Consider the following 16,487-nt stretch of genomic DNA (forward strand, 5'->3'; position numbering starts at 1 on the left):
AGGATGCGATGACACAGCACGGGCAGGCCCACGGCCGGCGGCCGACCACCCCGTCACGGGCCCCGGGCGAGAGCGGGGACCAGGAGGCCCGCCAGGAGGCGGACCGGGCCGTCCTGCGGGACACGGGCGGCGGGGACGACGAGGGGGCGGGCGCGCACGCCGCGAAGCGGCAGCGACCGGGCACGGGGCGGGAGGAGCAGGTCCGTCCGGACCCCCCGCGGGGCGGGCGTCCCGCGCCGGAGAGCGGCGACCGCTGAACCACCGCCGGCATGATCGGCCGGGCACCCCCCGATAGGCCGGTCGGCTCAGGCGACGGATGATCGGGCCGTTCCCGGGGTAACCGCACGGCGTGATCACATTCGGCGTCGAAGAGGAATACCTCCTGGTGGACCCGGTGACGGTGCTGCCGGTCCCCGGGGCCGAGTACGTCCGCAGGACGGCCGGCCTCGGTCCGCTCGCGGAGGACGGCGAGGTCCAGGACGAGCTGCTGCAGGCCCAGGTCGAGGTCGCCACGCCGGTCTGCACGGAGCTGGAGGAGGTGGGCGGCCACCTCCTCCGGCTGCGGCACGCGGTCGCGTCCGCCGCCGAGGAGCACGGCTGCCGGGTCGCCATGGCCGCGGCCGCGCCGCTCAGGGACACCTCGGCGGTGCCGGTCACCCGCAAGCCGCGGTATCTGAGGATGGAGGGGCAGGCCCGGCAGCTGGTGGACGAGCAGCTGATCAACGGCATGCACGTGCACGTGGGAGTGCCCGATCCGGAGACCGGCGTCGCGGTGCTCAACCGCATCCGGGTCTGGCTGCCGACGCTGCTGGCCATGTCGGCGAACTCTCCCCTCTGGGACGGCAAGGACACCGGCTTCGCGAGCTGGCGCACGATCGTCTTCGGCCGCTGGCCGGTGAGCGGTCCGCCGCCGTACTTCGACGGCCTCGCCGACTACGAGCAGCGGATCGACGCCCTGGTGGCGTCCGGGGTGATCGCCGACCGGGGTCAGCTGTACTGGCAGGCACGGCTCTCCGACCGGTTCCCGACCGTGGAGGTGCGCTGCCTGGACGTGCAGTTGCGGGCCGACGACGCGGTGATGCTGGCCGGTCTGGTGCGCGCGCTGGTCGCGGTCGCGCTGGCCGAGGAGAAGGCCGGGGTGGAACCGGCCCGGTGCCGGCCGGAGCTGCTGCAGGCCGCCAACTGGCACGCGGCCCGGCACGGCCTGAACTCCACGCTGGTCGATCCGGACGGCCGCTGCCGCAGCAGCGGTGACGTGCTGTACTCCCTGCTGGCCCACGTCACGCCGGCACTGGTGGAGTCCGGCGACGAACGCGAGGTGTCGTCGCTCGTCCACCGGCTGCTCCAGGAGGGGACGCCGGCCGACCGGCAGCGCCGGGCCCTGCGGGAGGGCGGTATGCCGGCCCTGCGGAGCCTGATCGTGGGCGACTCCCCGTCCGGCTGAGCCGCGGGGCCCGCCCAAGGGTCGGGGCAGGGTACGGATCTGCGTGGTGATGACGCAGAAGCAGACGGCCTGGCAGAGCATCGTCACGGCGACGGTCCCCCGGCCGATCGTGTCGGCCTTCCCCGGCGGTTTCGCCCGGCTCGGGACGGCCGAGGCGGGCGGACGGCACCGTGCGATGCTGGTACGCATGACCCTGGAAGACCTGGTGAGGCTGCGCCGTGCCCGGGACGTGATCGACCGCGACTACGCGGAGCCCCTGGACGTTCCCGCGCTCGCGAAGGTCGCCCTGATGTCGCCGGGGCATTTCTCCCGCAGTTTCCGCGCCGCCTTCGGGGAGACCCCGTACAGCTATCTGATGACCCGCCGCGTCGAGCGCGCGAAGGCACTGCTGCGGCGCGGGGACATGAGCGTGACGGAGGTCTGCTTCGCCGTGGGGAGCACCTCGCTGGGGTCCTTCAGCTCGCGCTTCGCCGAGCTGGTCGGCGAGAGCCCCAGCGCGTACCGGGCCCGCGCGCACGAGGCGGGCGAGGCCATCCCCGCGTGCGTCGCCAAGTACATGACGCGACCGGTGAGGGGCGGCGGACCGGCCGGGTACATGGCCGGGAACCCGGGCGGGGAACCGGGCGGGGAACCGACCAGGGAACCGGTCAGGAATGGAGAAGCGAAATCGGCGGGCGCCTCGTAGCGTCGGAGCCATGAACATCAACCTCTCGCAGTGCTTCATCGCAGTCGACGACCACGACAAGGCGATCGCGTTCTACCGCGACGTCCTCGGCCTGGAGGTGCGCAACGACGTCGGGTTCGAGGGGATGCGGTGGGTGACCGTGGGGTCGCCCTCGCAGGACGTCGAGATCGTCCTCGAACCGCCGCTCGCCGACCCCGGCGCGCCCGCCGCGGACCGCCAGGCGATGGCCGAGCTGCTCGCCAAGGGCATGCTGCGCGGCGTGATCTTCTCCACGGACGACGTCGACGCCACCTTCGAACGCATCCGGGCGGCGGGCGGGGAGGTCATGCAGGAGCCGATCGACCAGCCGTACGGTGTCCGCGACTGCGCCTTCCGCGACCCGGCGGGCAACATGCTCCGCTTCAACCAGCCCCGCAAGCAGTAGGACCGCCCCGCCACCACGGCCGCGGTCAGCGTCGCGTCACCCGGCGCGAACACGACCGCGGCCCGCCCCCACGGATGGAGAAACGCCCAGCATGGCCACGAGGAAGAACACGCAGCCGCCCGCCCCGCACGCTGCCGACAGTCACGATCTGATCCGCGTGCACGGCGCCCGCGTCAACAACCTCAAGGACGTGAGCATCGAGATCCCCAAGCGCCGGCTGACGGTGTTCACCGGGGTCTCCGGCTCGGGCAAGAGCTCGCTGGTCTTCGACACGATCGCCGCGGAGTCGCAGCGGCTGATCAACGAGACGTACAGCGCCTTCGTGCAGGGCTTCATGCCGACGCTGGCGCGGCCCGAGGTCGACGTGCTCGACGGGCTGACCACCGCGATCATCGTCGACCAGCAGCGGATGGGCGGCGACCCCCGCTCCACGGTGGGTACCGCGACCGACGCCAACGCGATGCTGCGCATCCTGTTCAGCCGCCTCGGCAAGCCCTACATCGGCTCGCCCAAGGCGTTCTCCTTCAACGTCGCCTCCATCAGCGGCGCGGGGGCGGTCACGGTGGAGCGCGGCGGCCAGACGGTGAAGGAGCGCCGCTCCTTCAGCATCACCGGAGGCATGTGTCCGCGCTGCGAGGGCCGCGGCTCGGTCACCGACCTCGACCTCACCCAGCTCTACGACGACTCCAAGTCGCTGAACGACGGCGCCCTGACCGTACCCGGCTACAAGCCGGGCGGCTGGAGCTACCGGCTCTACAGCGAGTCGGGGCTCTACGACGCCGACAAGCCGATCCGCAAGTACACCAAGCGGGAGCTGCACGACTTCCTCCACCGCGAGCCGGTCCGGATGAAGATCGCGGGCATCAACATGACGTACGAGGGGCTGATCCCCCGGATCCAGAAGTCGATGCTCGCCAAGGACCGGGAGTCGATGCAGCCGCACATCCGGGAGTTCGTCGACCGGGCGGTCACCTTCACGACCTGCCCCGACTGCGACGGCACCCGGCTGACGGAGGCGGCCCGCTCGTCGAAGATCAAGGAGGTGAGCATCGCCGACGCCTGCGCGATGCAGATCAGCGACCTCGCCGCATGGGTCGACTCCCTCGACGAGCCTTCGGTGGCTCCGCTGCTCGCCACGCTCCACCACACCCTCGAATCGTTCGTCGAGATCGGCCTCGGCTACCTCTCCCTCGACCGTCCCGCGGGTACGCTCTCCGGCGGCGAGGCGCAGCGCGTCAAGATGATCCGCCACCTCGGTTCCTCGCTCACCGACACCACCTATGTCTTCGACGAGCCCACCACCGGCCTGCACCCGCACGACATCCAGCGGATGAACGGCCTGCTGCTGCGGCTGCGCGACAAGGGCAACACGGTGCTCGTCGTGGAGCACAAGCCGGAGACGATCGCGATCGCCGACCACGTCGTCGACCTCGGCCCCGGCGCCGGCACGGCGGGCGGAACCGTCTGCTTCGAGGGCAGCGTGGAGGGGCTGCGCAAGGGCGGCACCATCACCGGCCGGCACTTCGACGACCGGGCGGCACTGAAGGAGACCGTGCGCAGGCCGACCGGTGTGCTCCCGATCCGCGGCGCCACCACGCACAACCTGCGCGACGTCGACGTCGACATCCCGCTGGGCGTCCTCACCGTCATCACCGGAGTCGCGGGTTCCGGGAAGAGTTCGCTGATCCACGGTTCCATCCCGGCCGGCGAGGGCGTCGTGTCGATCGACCAGGGTGCGATCCGCGGTTCCCGGCGCAGCAACCCGGCGACGTACACCGGCCTGCTCGACCCGATCCGCAAGGCCTTCGCGAAGGCCCACGGCGTCAAGCCGGCGCTGTTCAGCGCCAACTCCGAGGGCGCCTGCCCCACCTGCAACGGCGCGGGGGTCGTCTACACCGACCTGGCGATGATGGCGGGTGTCGCGACCACCTGCGAGGACTGCGAGGGCAAGCGGTTCCAGGCGTCGGTGCTGGACTACCACCTGGGGGGCCGCGACATCAGCGAGGTGCTCGCGATGCCGGTCACCGAGGCCCTGGAGTTCTTCGGTTCCGGTGAGGCGGCCACGCCGGCCGCGCACCGCATCCTGGACCGGCTCGCCGATGTCGGACTGGGCTACGTCAGCCTCGGACAGCCGCTCACCACGCTGTCCGGCGGCGAGCGGCAGCGGCTGAAGCTGGCCACGCACATGTCCGACAAGGGCGGCGTCTACATCCTCGACGAGCCGACCACGGGACTCCACCTCGCCGACGTCGAGCAGCTGCTCGGCCTGCTGGACCGGCTCGTCGACTCGGGCAAGTCGGTCATCGTCATCGAGCACCACCAGGCGGTCATGGCGCACGCCGACTGGATCGTCGACCTCGGCCCCGGCGCCGGCCACGACGGCGGCCGGATCGTCTTCGAGGGCACGCCCGCCGATCTCGTCACCGACCGTTCCACCCTGACCGGGGAGCACCTCGCGGCCTACGTGGGCGCCTGACCGCCGGTGCGGCCCCGCGGCCCCGGCCGCCCCGGCTCCCGCGGGAGCCGCGGGGGCCGCGGGAGCCGCGGGAGCCGCGGGAGCCGCGTCCGATCAGGTCGCACACGGCGCGTACGCGCAACGGGCAGGGCGCCGCGCGGAAGGCTTGCCGGGTGACGCATCGCAGAAGCGCCCTACGTCATGAACGCCTTCCAGGCGTTCGGGTACGGCAACACCACCTTGCCCGAACTGCCGCCCGCGGCCCTGCGGGCAGGACGACGATTCCACCGGGTGCCCGTCCTGTCCGGCGCCGCCCGCGACGAGCACCGCACCTTCGTGGGGATGACGTACGACGCGGCCGGCCGGCCCTTCACCGCGGCGGACTACGACCGTGCGCTGCGCACCGCGTTCGGCGCTGCGGCCACGGCGCGGGTGCGGGCCGCGTACCCGCCGGGCGCCTTCGACTTCGGGGCCTTCCATGCCGGTGACGTCCCGTACCTGTTCGAGGACGCGGCGGCGCAGCCGCGGTTCACTCCGGCGCAGCGCGGCCCGTCGGCCGTGATGACCGGCTATTGGGCGGCGTTCGCCCGTACCGGGGCGCCGCGGGGGGGCCGGCCTGCCGGCCTGGCTCCCCCACCGTACGGACCGGCCGTACGCGCAGTCGCCGGCGCCGGAGCGGACGGGTCCCGTGGACTACCGCCGGGAGCACCGCCTCGCCTTCTGGGACGGCCTTTCCCGACGCCCGGGCACCCGCGACTGCGGGGGCGGCATGGGTTCCCGCCAACTCTGCATATTCCCGGGCGAGTTGCACCTGCTCTGACTATGTTCTACGGGGCACATCGGTTCGCCCCAGGAGGTCAGATTGCAGTCCAGGCGCTCCCGCGCGCTCACCCGCCTGTTACGCCGCTCCCACCTGCTCATAGCCTTCGCCCTCGGTTCCGTGCTGATCGGCCTGACCCCGTGGCTGGGGGTCACGAGCACCGCGGCGGCCGGCCGTACCCCGGGGCCGCGGGCCGCGCCCGTGCCCACCGACCAGCAGGCGGCGGTGCAGTCGCCGCACCACGGCGTCGCACCGGCGAACGCCATGGAGCCGGCCGCTCCCGTTCTGGACCGGGCCGGCTGGACGGCGACGGCGAGCGACGAGGAGACCACCGGCGAGAACGGCCGCGCCGCCAACGTCCTCGACGGTGACGCCAACACCCTCTGGCACAGCAAGTGGACCGCCACCGCCGCTCCCCTGCCGCACAGCATCACCATCGACATGCACCGCACGGCGGTCGTCTCCGCGCTCGTCTACCGCCCCCGGACCAACGGGCCCAACGGCCGCGTCGGCGAGTACGCCATCAGCATCAGTGCGGACGGGCAGAACTGGGGCACCCCCGTCGCCACCGGCACCCTCGCGGACGACGCCACAGCCAAGACCCTCGGCTTCGCCCCGACGGGCGCCCGGTTCGTCCGGCTGACGGCGATCACCGAGGCCGGCAACCGCGGGCCCTGGACCTCCGCCGCCGAGATCGACCTGCTGGGCGACCCCGGCACCCCCGCCGCCACCGTCGACCTGTCCCGGGCCGGCTGGACGGCGTCGGCGAGCGACGAGGAGACCACCGGCGAGAACGGCCGCGCCGCCAACGTCCTCGACGGCAACGCCAACACCCTGTGGCACAGCAGGTGGAGCGGCACCCCGGCTCCGCTGCCGCACAGCATCACCATCGACATGCACCGCACGGCGGTCGTCTCCGCGCTCGTCTACGCTCCCCGCGGTGACGGTCCCAACGGGCGCGCGGGCGCGTACACCGTCGCCACCAGCACCGACGGCACCTCCTTCGGCTCTCCGGTGGCGTCCGGCACCTGGCGGGACGACGACACCGTCAAGACGGCCACCTTCACCCGCGCCGAGCACACCCGGTACATACGTCTGACGGTGACCAGTGAGGCCGGCGGCCGCGGTCCGTGGACCTCGGCGGGCGAGATACGCCTGAGCGGGCCGGCCAGCCCCGCCGTGCACGGGTCCTGGGGCCGGATCATCGGCTTCCCGCTGGTGCCCGTGGCCACCGCCGCCCTGCCCGGGGACAAGCTGCTCGCCTGGTCCGCGTACGCCGTCGACCGCTTCGGCGGCAGCAACGGCTACACCCAGACGGCGATCCTGGACCTGAAGACGGGCAAGGTCACCCAGCGCCGCATCGACAACACCGGCCACGACATGTTCTGCCCCGGGATAGCCATGCTGGCGGACGGCCGGGTCCTGGTCACCGGCGGCAGCAACGCGGAGAAGGCCAGCCTCTACGACCCGGCCACCGGCTCCTGGTCCGCGACCACCAGCATGAACATCGCCCGCGGCTACCAGGCCATGACGCTGCTCTCCACGGGCGAGGCCTTCGTGCTCGGCGGGTCCTGGAGCGGCACCGCGAGCACCGACAAGGCCGGTGAGGTCTGGTCGCCGGACACCCGTACGTGGCGCTCGCTGCCGGGTGTGCCCGCGTCCAAGGCGCTGACCGCCGACCCGGCGGGCCCCTACCGCGCCGACAACCACATGTGGCTGCACGCCACTTCGGGCGGCAAGGTCCTGCAGCTGGGCCCGAGCAAGCAGATGAACTGGATCTCGACCAGCGGCCAGGGCTCCGTCACGCCCGCCGGCACCCGTGCCGACAGCCAGGACGCCATGACCGGCAACGCCGTCCCGTACGACATCGGCAAGCTGGTCACGCTGGGCGGCTCTCCGGCCTACCAGGACTCCCCCGCCACGCAGCGGGCGTACACCGTGGGCATCTCGGGCAGCCAGGTCCAGGCGGCCCGCACCGGGGACATGGAGCACCCCCGCGCGTTCAGCAACAGTGTCGTCCTGCCGGACGGCAAAGTGGCCGTTTTCGGCGGCCAGACCTATCCGGTGCCGTTCAGCGACGCCACCTCGGTCCTGACGCCCGAACTGTGGGACCCGGCGACCGGCAGGTTCACCCCGCTCGCCTCCATGGCCGTCCCGCGCAACTACCACAGCGTGGCCAACCTGCTGCCGGACGGCCGGGTCTTCTCCGGTGGCGGCGGCCTGTGCGGGGACTGCGCGACCAACCATCCCGACGGGGCCGTCTTCACACCTCCCTACCTGCTCAACGCGGACGGTACGCCCAAGCCGCGGCCCGCCATCACCGGGGGCGTGCCCCCGAGGGCGGCTCCGGGTGCGCAGCTGACGGTGAGCACCGACAGGTCCGTGGCGTCGTTCGTCCTGATGCGGGCCGCGGCCGCGACCCACTCCACCGACAACGACCAGCGGCGGGTACCGCTCGCTTCCACGCCCGCGGGAACGGGCGCGTACACAGTGTCGATCCCCTCCGACACCGGTGTGGTGCTGCCGGGGACGTACATGCTCTTCGCCCTCGACGCCCAGGGGGTGCCGAGCACCGGGCAGTTCGTGACCGTTTCCTGACGCGCAAGGCGCCGCCCGGCCCGCCCGGCCCGTGCGGGACGGGCGGCGGCCTCGCCACGCAGGCCCCGGGGCACCCGTCCCGGGGCCTGCGCGCGCGGGTCAGGCCTGCGTCCGCGCGGCGGGCACGGCCGACGCGGCACGATGTCCGCGGTGTGGAGCGCCATGGTCGACGTCCGCCCCGCAGACCGCGACCCGGGGATGTGACCCGTACCGGCCTTCCGCGCACCCGCCGTGGCCGGATCACGGCGGCTGGCACGGGTGTTCGGGCGACTCGGCTCCTCGCTCGATCGTCCGCGGGTACGGTTCCGGCATGGACGTTCCCGCACCGAAACCGACCGACGACGCGGCGCTGCCGGCAGTGGTCAAGGACACCGCACGTCAACACCTGCTGAAGCTGGGGGCGTCGGGGCTGTCCCTGGACGCCGTGGCCCGCGACAGCGGACTGGCCGTCGCCGCTGTGGAAGCCGCCTTCCCGCACCGGGACCACCTGCTGACCGCGCTGATCGTCGAGGCCTACGACGCGTCCGGCGCCGCGATGGAGCAGGCCGACCGGGCCGCCGCGGCCACCGGGGCACCGGCGGGCGCCCGGCTCCTCGCCGCGAGCCGCGCACTGCGGCGGTGGTCCTTCGCCAACTCCGCCGAGTTCACACTCATCTACGGCTCGCCCGTGCCCGGCTACCACGCCCCGCAGGCCACCGTCGCGCCCGCCTCGCGCACTCCCGCGGTGCTCGCCGGCATCCTGCGGTCGGCGCTGGAGGCCGGTGAACTGACCCCGCCCCGCCGGACGGTGCCCGGCGGGCTGCTGCGGCCGGAGGCCGTGGAACTCTTCGGGGGTGCGCCCGCCGCCCCCTTCTCGGACATCGTCGAACGCGGCATCGTCCTGTGGAGCAGCCTGATCGGACTGCTGGTCTTCCAGGTCTTCAGCCGTACGCACGACAGCGTCCGGGACGAGGCCGCCTACTTCGACCACGCCGTCGCCGTGGCGGCCGAGACCGTCGGGCTCGTGGTCCCGCCGGGCGAGGACGACCGCTGACGTGACCGCCATCCGAACCCTCTGCTTCGCCATAGCGGCGCTCTCCTCCTACGCCGCGCTCCTCTACCGCCTCACCCAGGCCCGGCGCAGCTGGCGGGACGGCGCCTACCGCGCACTGATCGCCACCCTCTTGTTGCAGTGCCTCACCTTCACCATGGGCGCCGTCGCCATGGGCGGCGGCAGCGTCCTCGGCATCGGCAACCTGGCCGTCCTGATCATGCACCTGGCCGCAGTCGCCTTCTGCGTGGCGGCACAGATCATCCTGCTGCGGTGGGCGGCCACGGACGAGGCGGCGGCCCGCGGGACCCGGTACTGGCTGATCACCGGCATCGTCCTCGACGTGCTGCTGACGGCCCTGTTCTTCCTGGCGGACGGCCCCGGCCGGCCGATGTCCGACTTCGACGGCACCAGCAGGCCGCTGCTGCTCACCTACCTCCTGGTCTTCATCGTGTCCCAGGCGGTGCCGTGCGTGACGATCTACCGCCAGTGCGGCCCGTACGCCCGGATGACGGACAACGCCTCGCTGCGGCAGGCGTTGCGGATGCTGTCCGTCGCCGCCGTCGTGCTCTTCCTCTACTGCACGGCGCGTACGGTCAACATCCTGACCGCGGCGGCCGGCGTGGACATCGGTGCCTGGAAGCTGGCCTCGAACGTCTTCAGCGCCTCGGGAATCGTGATCCTCTCCCTCAGCCTGATCAACTCCCTCTGGGGGCCGCCGGTTTCCCGGCTCGTGGAGTGGGCCCGCAGCTACCGGTCCTACCGGGCGCTGCACCCGCTGTGGCGGGACCTGTACGAGGCATCGCCGGACATCGCGCTGGAGCCACCGAAGGCCTCGGTCTCCGACCTCGACTACCGCCTGCACCGCCGGGTGGTCGAAATCCGAGACGGGTGGCGGGACTTGCGGCCGTACATCGCCCGGGACACGCACGCGGCCGACGGTCCGGGCGGCGCGGCGGGCAACGGGGCGGCGGGGGCGGAGGCGCGGCAGGCGTTCGCCGAAGCGGCGCAGATCAGACAGGCCCTGCAGGCGAAGCGGACCGGGAGCGTCCCCGACCACAGCAAGGACGCGGGCGATTTCGACGATCGCGACACGGACAACTTCATGGCGGAAGTCGCATGGCTCACCCAGGTGGCGGCCGCCTACAGTAAGCTCGGCAGGGCGAGTTGAGAGCTCCCGCCCGGTTTGCATCCCCCGTCAAACCGGGCGGGCACCTCCCGTTCCCGTGTTTCCTCGGGCCGGACGGGTGGCTTCCGCCCGGACTGGCCCGGCCCATCCCCCGAGGGCCGGGCCAGTCCGCTTTCCGCAGCTGCCCGACCCCGTTTCCCCCGTGAGTCGTGTTAGCTGACAGCTATCGGCGAGACCCAACGTTGGCGGAGTCCAGGCCAATTGTCAACTGACGGCTATTCTGGGAAAGTGACGTATAGCCACGGGCTATGCCGAGGAGGTGACGGGAGGAAGGTTCACCATGACGGAGACCGACACCGAGGGCGATGACCGGCCCCTGCTCGCAGTGCGGCTCGACGACCTGTTCAGGACGGTCCGCCCCAAGGGCAAGCACTGGACCAACGCCGAGGTCGCGGAGGAGCTGAAGCGGGTCAATCCCGAACTCAAGGTCGGCGGGGTGTACTTGTCGCAGCTGCGCACCGGAAAACGGTCCAATCCCTCACCTGACCTCCTCGCCGCCCTCGCCCGCTTCTTCGGTGTGTCGGTCGCGTACTTCTTCGACGACAAGGTCGCCGAGTCGGTCCTCGGTGAGCTCGCCGCCATCGAGGCCCTGCGGCAGTCGGGGGTCCGCGCCATTGCCATGCGGGCGGCCGGGATGAAGAAGGAGAACCTCCAGGCCATCACGGCCATCATGGACCAGTACCGGCAGTTGCAGGGCCTTCCGCCGGTCGACGATTCCTCCGGCCCCGAATGAGGGGCGCCAGGAAGGAGCGGTCGGCGGACCAGGACCGCCGCAGCCGGCTCAAGAAGCTCCGGAAGGCCGGCGCCGAGCGGATCGCCGAACTCGACCTGCCGAAGGCGACCGACGTGTCCGAACTGTGCCGCCACCTCGGCGAAGCGCGGGGCCGCCCCATCATCCTGGTCCCCCTGCAGATGCCCTCGTCGCATCCGTGCGGCATGTGGGTCGCCGCGCGCGACGAGGACCTGATCTTCTACGACGCCAACACCACCAGCGCGCATCAGGAGCACATCATCTTGCACGAGCTGGGTCACATCATCTGCTGCCATCGCGGGGCCGGCGGGCTCGACGAGACGGCCGCCCGCCTGCTCTTCCCCAACCTCGACCCTGAACTCGTGCGCGACATGCTCCTGCGCGCGGCCTACGACGACGTGCAGGAACAGGAGGCGGAGATCATCGCCTACCTGCTCTCCCAGCGGATGGGCGGCGCCTCCGAAGGACGGGACGATGCGGGCCCGCCCGGGCAGGCGGGAACGGCCGGCGATCCGGGGACGAGCGCGATGCTCAGCCGTATCGAACGCACCCTGTTCTGAGATGGCCCGCTCAGGTCCCGGCGGCCGCCGACACCTCCTCGGCCACGACGGCGACCGCCCGGCGGATGTCGTCCTCGCGGTGTTCGGACGTGAGGAAGAACCGCAGCCGGGACAGGCCCTCCTCCACCGCGGGGTGGAAGATCGGATCGGCGACGATCCCACGGGTGAACAGCCGGTCCGCGACGCGCAGGGTGCGCGCCGAATCGCCGAGGACGACCGGCACGATGGGCGTGCCGGCGCTGGATCCGGTCGGCAGACCGGCTCCGGCGGCGAGGCCGAGGAACAGCCGGGCGTTGCGCCCGAGCGCGCGGACACGGTGCGGTTCCGCGGCGATCAGCTCGGCGGCGGCCAGGGCGGCGGCGGCATTGGCCGGCGTCAGTCCCACGCTGTAGACGAAGCCCGGGAGGGTGTGCCGCAGCCAGCGCACCATGCGGACCGAGCCGGCGAGGTAACCCCCGCAGCTGGCGAAGGACTTGGAGAGGGTGCCCATCCACAGGTCGACGTCGGACCGGTCGACACCGAAGAACTCGCCCACGCCCCGGCCGTGTTCGCCCACGGTGCCGATGCTGTGCGCCTCGTCGACCATCAGCAGGGCTCCGTACCGCTTCTTCACTTCGATCACGGCGGGCAGGCCGACCAGGTCGCCGTCCATGCTGTACGCACCCTCGACGACGATCAGGACCCGCCGGAAACGCGACCGGTTGAGCCGCAGCAGGTGTTCCAGTTCGACGGCGTCGTTGTGGGCGAACGGCCGTCGCGCCGCCCCGGACAGGGCGCAGCCCTGGATGATGCTGTCGTGGGCCAGGGCGTCGTGCAGGACGAGGTCGCCAGGGCCGACGAGGTGCCCGATCGCCGTGACGTTGGTGGCATGGCCACCGACCAGCGTGAGACAGTCCCCGACGCCGAGGAAGTCGGCCAGCGCCCGCTCCAGACGGACCGTCAGCTCGCGCTCGCCCGAGAGGGCGCGGCTCGCGGAGACCGAGGTCCCGTACCGCTCCACGGCCCGGTGCACGGCTTCGTTGACCGCGGGATGGCCGGAGATCCCGAGATAGTTGTAGCTGCCGAAGGACAGGTACGAGCGGCCGCCGATCACCGTGGTGTCGCGGACGGTGCCCTCGTGGACGCGGAAGTACGGGAAGGCGGCGCCGCCGGCCGTGACCGCGCCCAGGCGCTGCTCGAAGAGGGCGACCTCCGGAAAGCCGTCGATGCTCGCCGCGTCGGCGCTCCACACGGCCGGCCGCGCCCCGGAGGACGGCGCCCGGTCCGGCGCCGACGGCCGGGCACGGCCCGGATCGAGCAGCGCGATGAGCCCGCCGACGGTGAGTTCCGGCGTGAACAGGTCCTCGGGGCGGAAGCCGGGGGCGCGCTTGCCCAGGTTGACCGCCAGCTCCTGGAGCATGAGGGAGTCGAAGCCGAGCCCCGCCACCAGCTTCATGTCCTCGTCGAGGTCCGCGCGGGGAAACACCCCGGTCCGCGACACCTCTTCCAGCACGATGGCCACGGCGTCCGCACCGGACGCGACGGATCCGGCGGTCACGGCCGGCTCGGCGGGAGCGGAGAGCTCGGTAGGCGCGGAGGGCTCGGTAGGCGCGGAGGGCTCGGTAGGCGGGGAGGGCTCGGTGGGCTCGGTGGGCTCGGTCGGCCGCGACGCTTCGCGGGCCGCATCGTCCACGATCCAGTGGCGGCGCGGGGCGAGCGGGCTCGGCGGCAGGGTGCACGGGGGTGTGCGCCCCGCGGCGGAGGTCGTGGCGGGGGTCGGCGCGGGCTCTCCGCCGTGTCCGGCCTCCAGCGCCGAGGCCGCCGCGGCCAGCCGCGCGGCGGCGTCGGCGGGGTCCCGCGCCACCAGGACGAGGCGCTCGGTCAGGGGAGCCCGGCGGGCCAGGGTGTCCGCCACGCCGGCCAGGGTCGGCCCGTCCTCGGTGATGGTCCGCGCCACGTCCCGGGCGTACCGGACCAGACCGGCCCGGTCGCGGGCGGTGAGGACCAGCTCGTACGGCCCCTCGGCAGGGACCGGGAGGGCCGGTGGGCCGGTGCTCTCCTCCACGACCACATGGACGCCGGTGCCGCCGAAGCCGAAGGCGCTCACCCCCGCCCGGCGGGGCGCGCCGCTCGCGGGCCACGGAATGGGTGCCGTCGCGACGGTCAGCCGTGCGGCGTCGAGGGCTGCGGTGTCGGCGAGGCCGAATTCCGGCTGGGGTGGGATCACCCCGCGCTGGACGGCCAGGACCGTCTTGACGAGTCCGGCCAGCCCCGCGGAGTTGAGGGAGTGCCCGACGACCGCCTTGACGGCGCCGAGGTGGGCGGGGACGGCGTCCTCACCGCGCAGTTCGCCCAGGACCGCGAGTTCGACGGGGTCACCGACGGTGGTCCCGGTGCCGTGCGCCTCCAGGTAGTCCACCGCGCCCGGGGGCAGGCCCGCGTCGCGGTAGGCCCGGCGCAGGGCCCTGAGCTGGCCGCCCGCCCGGGGGTGCATGCCGCCCTGCACGGTCCCGTCGTTGGCCGTGCCCACGCCCCGGATCACCGCGTAGACGCGGTCGCCGGCCGCCCTGGCGTCGGCGAGCGGCCGCAGCACCAGGACCCCGGCGCCCTCCCCCAGGACGAAGCCGTCGGCCTCGGCGCCGAAGGGCAGGCACCGGCCACTGCGCGAGATGGCTCCGATGCGGCACAGTCCCACCAGCAGGTCCGGGGCGAGGACCAGCTGGGCGCCACCGGCGATGGCGATGCGGGAGCGTCCGGCGCGCAGCGCGTGGACCGCGTTGGCGACGGCCATCAGCCCGCCGGAGCACGCGGAGTCCAGCGCGTAGCTCTCGCCGTGCAGATCGAAGACCGAACTCACCGTGTTCGGGCCCATGTTGAGCAGAAGTCCGGCCACGGAGGTGCCGTGCAGCCCCTGGACCGCGCGTACGGCCTCCTGGTGGCCGGGGTCGGTCACCCGGGCGCCGAACTCGCCGCCGGCCAGCTGGCGCATCCGTATCCGCAGGGTGCTGAGCTCGCGGTAGCCGCTCTCGGTGAGGGCCGTGATCACCGAGGTCTCCTCGCGGTCGAAGCCGTCGGCCTCCCAGCCCGCGTCCTGGATCGCCTCGCGGGTCAGGTCGATCAGCAGCCGGTGCTGGGGGTCCATCGCGGCGGCCCGGCGCGGCGGTATGCCGTAGTGCGCGGCGTCGAAGTGGCCCACGTCGGGCAGCAGCGCCATGGTGTCGGTGTACGTCGACGACGTGTCGCGGAAGTCGTCGGTGCGGAAGGCGGCGCTGCGCCAGCGCGCGTCCGGGACGGTGGAGAACTGGGGCCGCGGGGCCGTCAGGAGCCGCCAGTACTCGTTGAGGTCGCGGGCTCCCGGGAACCTGCAGGCCATGCCCACGATCGCGATGGCCTCGCGCTCCTCGCCGGGGGTCCGCGCCACGCTCCCGGAAATCATCCGGAGGTGCCCGGTCGCGTGCGCCACCAGTCGACGGTGGCCTTGACCTGTTCGTCGACGGGCGTGGCGCGGACCATGAAGGCGGTCTCGTAGGCGCCGGAATCGACCACGAAGGGCCGGTCGAACTGGTAGCGGATCTCCTTCAGCTCGCGCATCAGCGGAGACAGGAGTCCTGCGAGGCCCAGAGCGGCCGGAGGGATCCTGCGGACCACCGCCGGCCCGGTTCCCGCCTCCGCCGCGATCAGGTCGGCCATCTCCCGTACGGAGCGGGCGGGTTGGGTGGGGACGTGCCAGGGGCGGCCCCAGGCGCGCTCCTCGCCCGCGACCTCTGCCATGGCCGCGGCCACGTCGGGGAGGTAGGTCCAGCTGTGCGGGGCGTCCGGGTCGCCCAGCGCGGAGACCGGCTTGCCCTGCAGCAGCGCGGGCACGGCCCGGGCGGCCAGATGACCGCCGGCGGTCACGCCGGGGCCGAAGAAGTCGGACGCGCGCACCTCGACCGCTCGGACACGGCCCTGCTCGTGCAGCGTCCGCGCCTGTTCCCACCCGGCGGCCCGGACACGGCCCTTGGGGCCGGTCGCCGCGAGCGGCAATTCCTCGGTCAGGGGTCCGTCCACCGGCCCGTAGCCGTACGGATTGCCCAGCATCACCAGTACGGACCCGGTCGCCTCGGCCGCGGCGCAGGCCGAGGCGACGAGCGGAGGCCACGCGCGGACCCAGCGGTGGTAGGGCGGTGCGGCGCAGTGGTGGATCGCCGCCGCGCCCCGCGCGGCGGCGATCAGGCGCCCCGGGTCCGCCGCGTCCAGCGCGAGGTGCTCGATCCCCGGTTCCGGGTTGCCGCCCGACCTGGTGACGACCCGTACGGAATGTCCTTGCGCTGCCAGCAACCGGGCGGTGGCGGCGCCGGCCGGCCCGAAACCCATGACGACATGAAGACTCACGCGCGCACAGTAGCGCGAGACCGGATCGGCCCCTTGTGCGTTTGGCCGGTACCGGACAGTCCCCTCACCGGGTCGGGTGCGGTGATCGCCAAGGCCCGTGCGGCGGACGGCACCGACGAGCGACCATGACGCACCGCAACAGGTTTGGCCAAGACTTGCGCCTGAACCTGGATCTGGG

At 72.8% G+C, this 16,487-nt stretch carries 12 protein-coding genes; 10 read left to right on the plus strand and 2 right to left on the minus strand.

Annotated features, from left to right (window positions below; genetic code table 11):
- Positions 1-8 precede the first annotated feature (8 nt).
- The 10 genes from IH80_RS44610 (at position 9) to IH80_RS0109300 (ending at position 11,956) form a co-directional block, all read left to right on the plus strand.
- Positions 9-257 (plus strand): hypothetical protein, encoded by a 249-nt coding sequence (locus IH80_RS44610; RefSeq protein ID WP_158943346.1) that lies wholly within the window; start codon positions 9-11, stop codon positions 255-257.
- A gap of 92 nt (positions 258-349) precedes the next feature.
- Positions 350-1,444, plus strand: a complete 1,095-nt coding sequence (locus IH80_RS0109255) for a carboxylate-amine ligase (RefSeq protein WP_030959127.1) — start codon at positions 350-352, stop codon at positions 1,442-1,444.
- Positions 1,445-1,631: 187 nt separating this feature from the next.
- A complete protein-coding gene (locus tag IH80_RS0109260; RefSeq protein ID WP_030959129.1) occupies positions 1,632-2,129 on the plus strand; it encodes a helix-turn-helix domain-containing protein in 498 nt (165 codons plus the stop codon).
- 10 nt (positions 2,130-2,139) lie between these two features.
- Positions 2,140-2,553, plus strand: coding sequence for a VOC family protein (locus IH80_RS0109265; RefSeq protein ID WP_030027260.1), 414 nt, complete (start codon positions 2,140-2,142; stop codon positions 2,551-2,553).
- Between the two features lie 91 nt (positions 2,554-2,644).
- Positions 2,645-5,029 (plus strand): ATP-binding cassette domain-containing protein, encoded by a 2,385-nt coding sequence (locus tag IH80_RS0109270; RefSeq protein ID WP_030959130.1) that lies wholly within the window; start codon positions 2,645-2,647, stop codon positions 5,027-5,029.
- A gap of 841 nt (positions 5,030-5,870) precedes the next feature.
- Entirely contained in the window at positions 5,871-8,426 is a 2,556-nt protein-coding gene (locus IH80_RS0109280) for a discoidin domain-containing protein (RefSeq protein ID WP_234432174.1), read from the plus strand.
- Between the two features lie 310 nt (positions 8,427-8,736).
- Entirely contained in the window at positions 8,737-9,459 is a 723-nt protein-coding gene (locus IH80_RS0109285; RefSeq protein WP_030959133.1) for a TetR-like C-terminal domain-containing protein, read from the plus strand.
- A 1-nt stretch (position 9,460) separates the two neighbouring features.
- The gene (locus tag IH80_RS0109290; RefSeq protein ID WP_030959135.1) at positions 9,461-10,627 is read left to right on the plus strand and encodes an MAB_1171c family putative transporter; all 1,167 of its coding nucleotides are present in this window, start codon (positions 9,461-9,463) and stop codon (positions 10,625-10,627) included.
- Between the two features lie 298 nt (positions 10,628-10,925).
- On the plus strand, positions 10,926-11,378 hold the full coding sequence (locus IH80_RS0109295; RefSeq protein ID WP_030959141.1) for a helix-turn-helix domain-containing protein: 453 nt from the start codon (positions 10,926-10,928) through the stop codon (positions 11,376-11,378).
- Complete coding sequence (locus tag IH80_RS0109300; protein ID WP_030959142.1) at positions 11,375-11,956, plus strand: toxin; 582 nt, start codon at positions 11,375-11,377, stop codon at positions 11,954-11,956. The genes IH80_RS0109295 and IH80_RS0109300 overlap by 4 nt, the downstream gene beginning before the upstream one ends.
- Positions 11,957-11,966: 10 nt before the next feature.
- Here IH80_RS0109300 and IH80_RS0109305 read toward each other — a convergent pair whose 3' ends face one another.
- Entirely contained in the window at positions 11,967-15,371 is a 3,405-nt protein-coding gene (locus IH80_RS0109305; protein WP_078906413.1) for an aminotransferase class I/II-fold pyridoxal phosphate-dependent enzyme, read from the minus strand.
- Positions 15,368-16,309 carry an NAD-dependent epimerase/dehydratase family protein gene (locus IH80_RS0109310; protein ID WP_030959144.1) on the minus strand — a complete coding sequence of 314 codons (942 nt, stop codon included), beginning with the start codon at positions 16,307-16,309 and terminating at the stop codon, positions 15,368-15,370. Before IH80_RS0109310 ends, IH80_RS0109305 begins: the two co-directional genes overlap by 4 nt.
- Between the last annotated feature and the right edge of the window lie 178 nt (positions 16,310-16,487).

This window comes from Streptomyces sp. NRRL S-378 (genome assembly GCF_000720645.1).
Classification (GTDB): Bacteria; Actinomycetota; Actinomycetes; order Streptomycetales; family Streptomycetaceae; genus Streptomyces.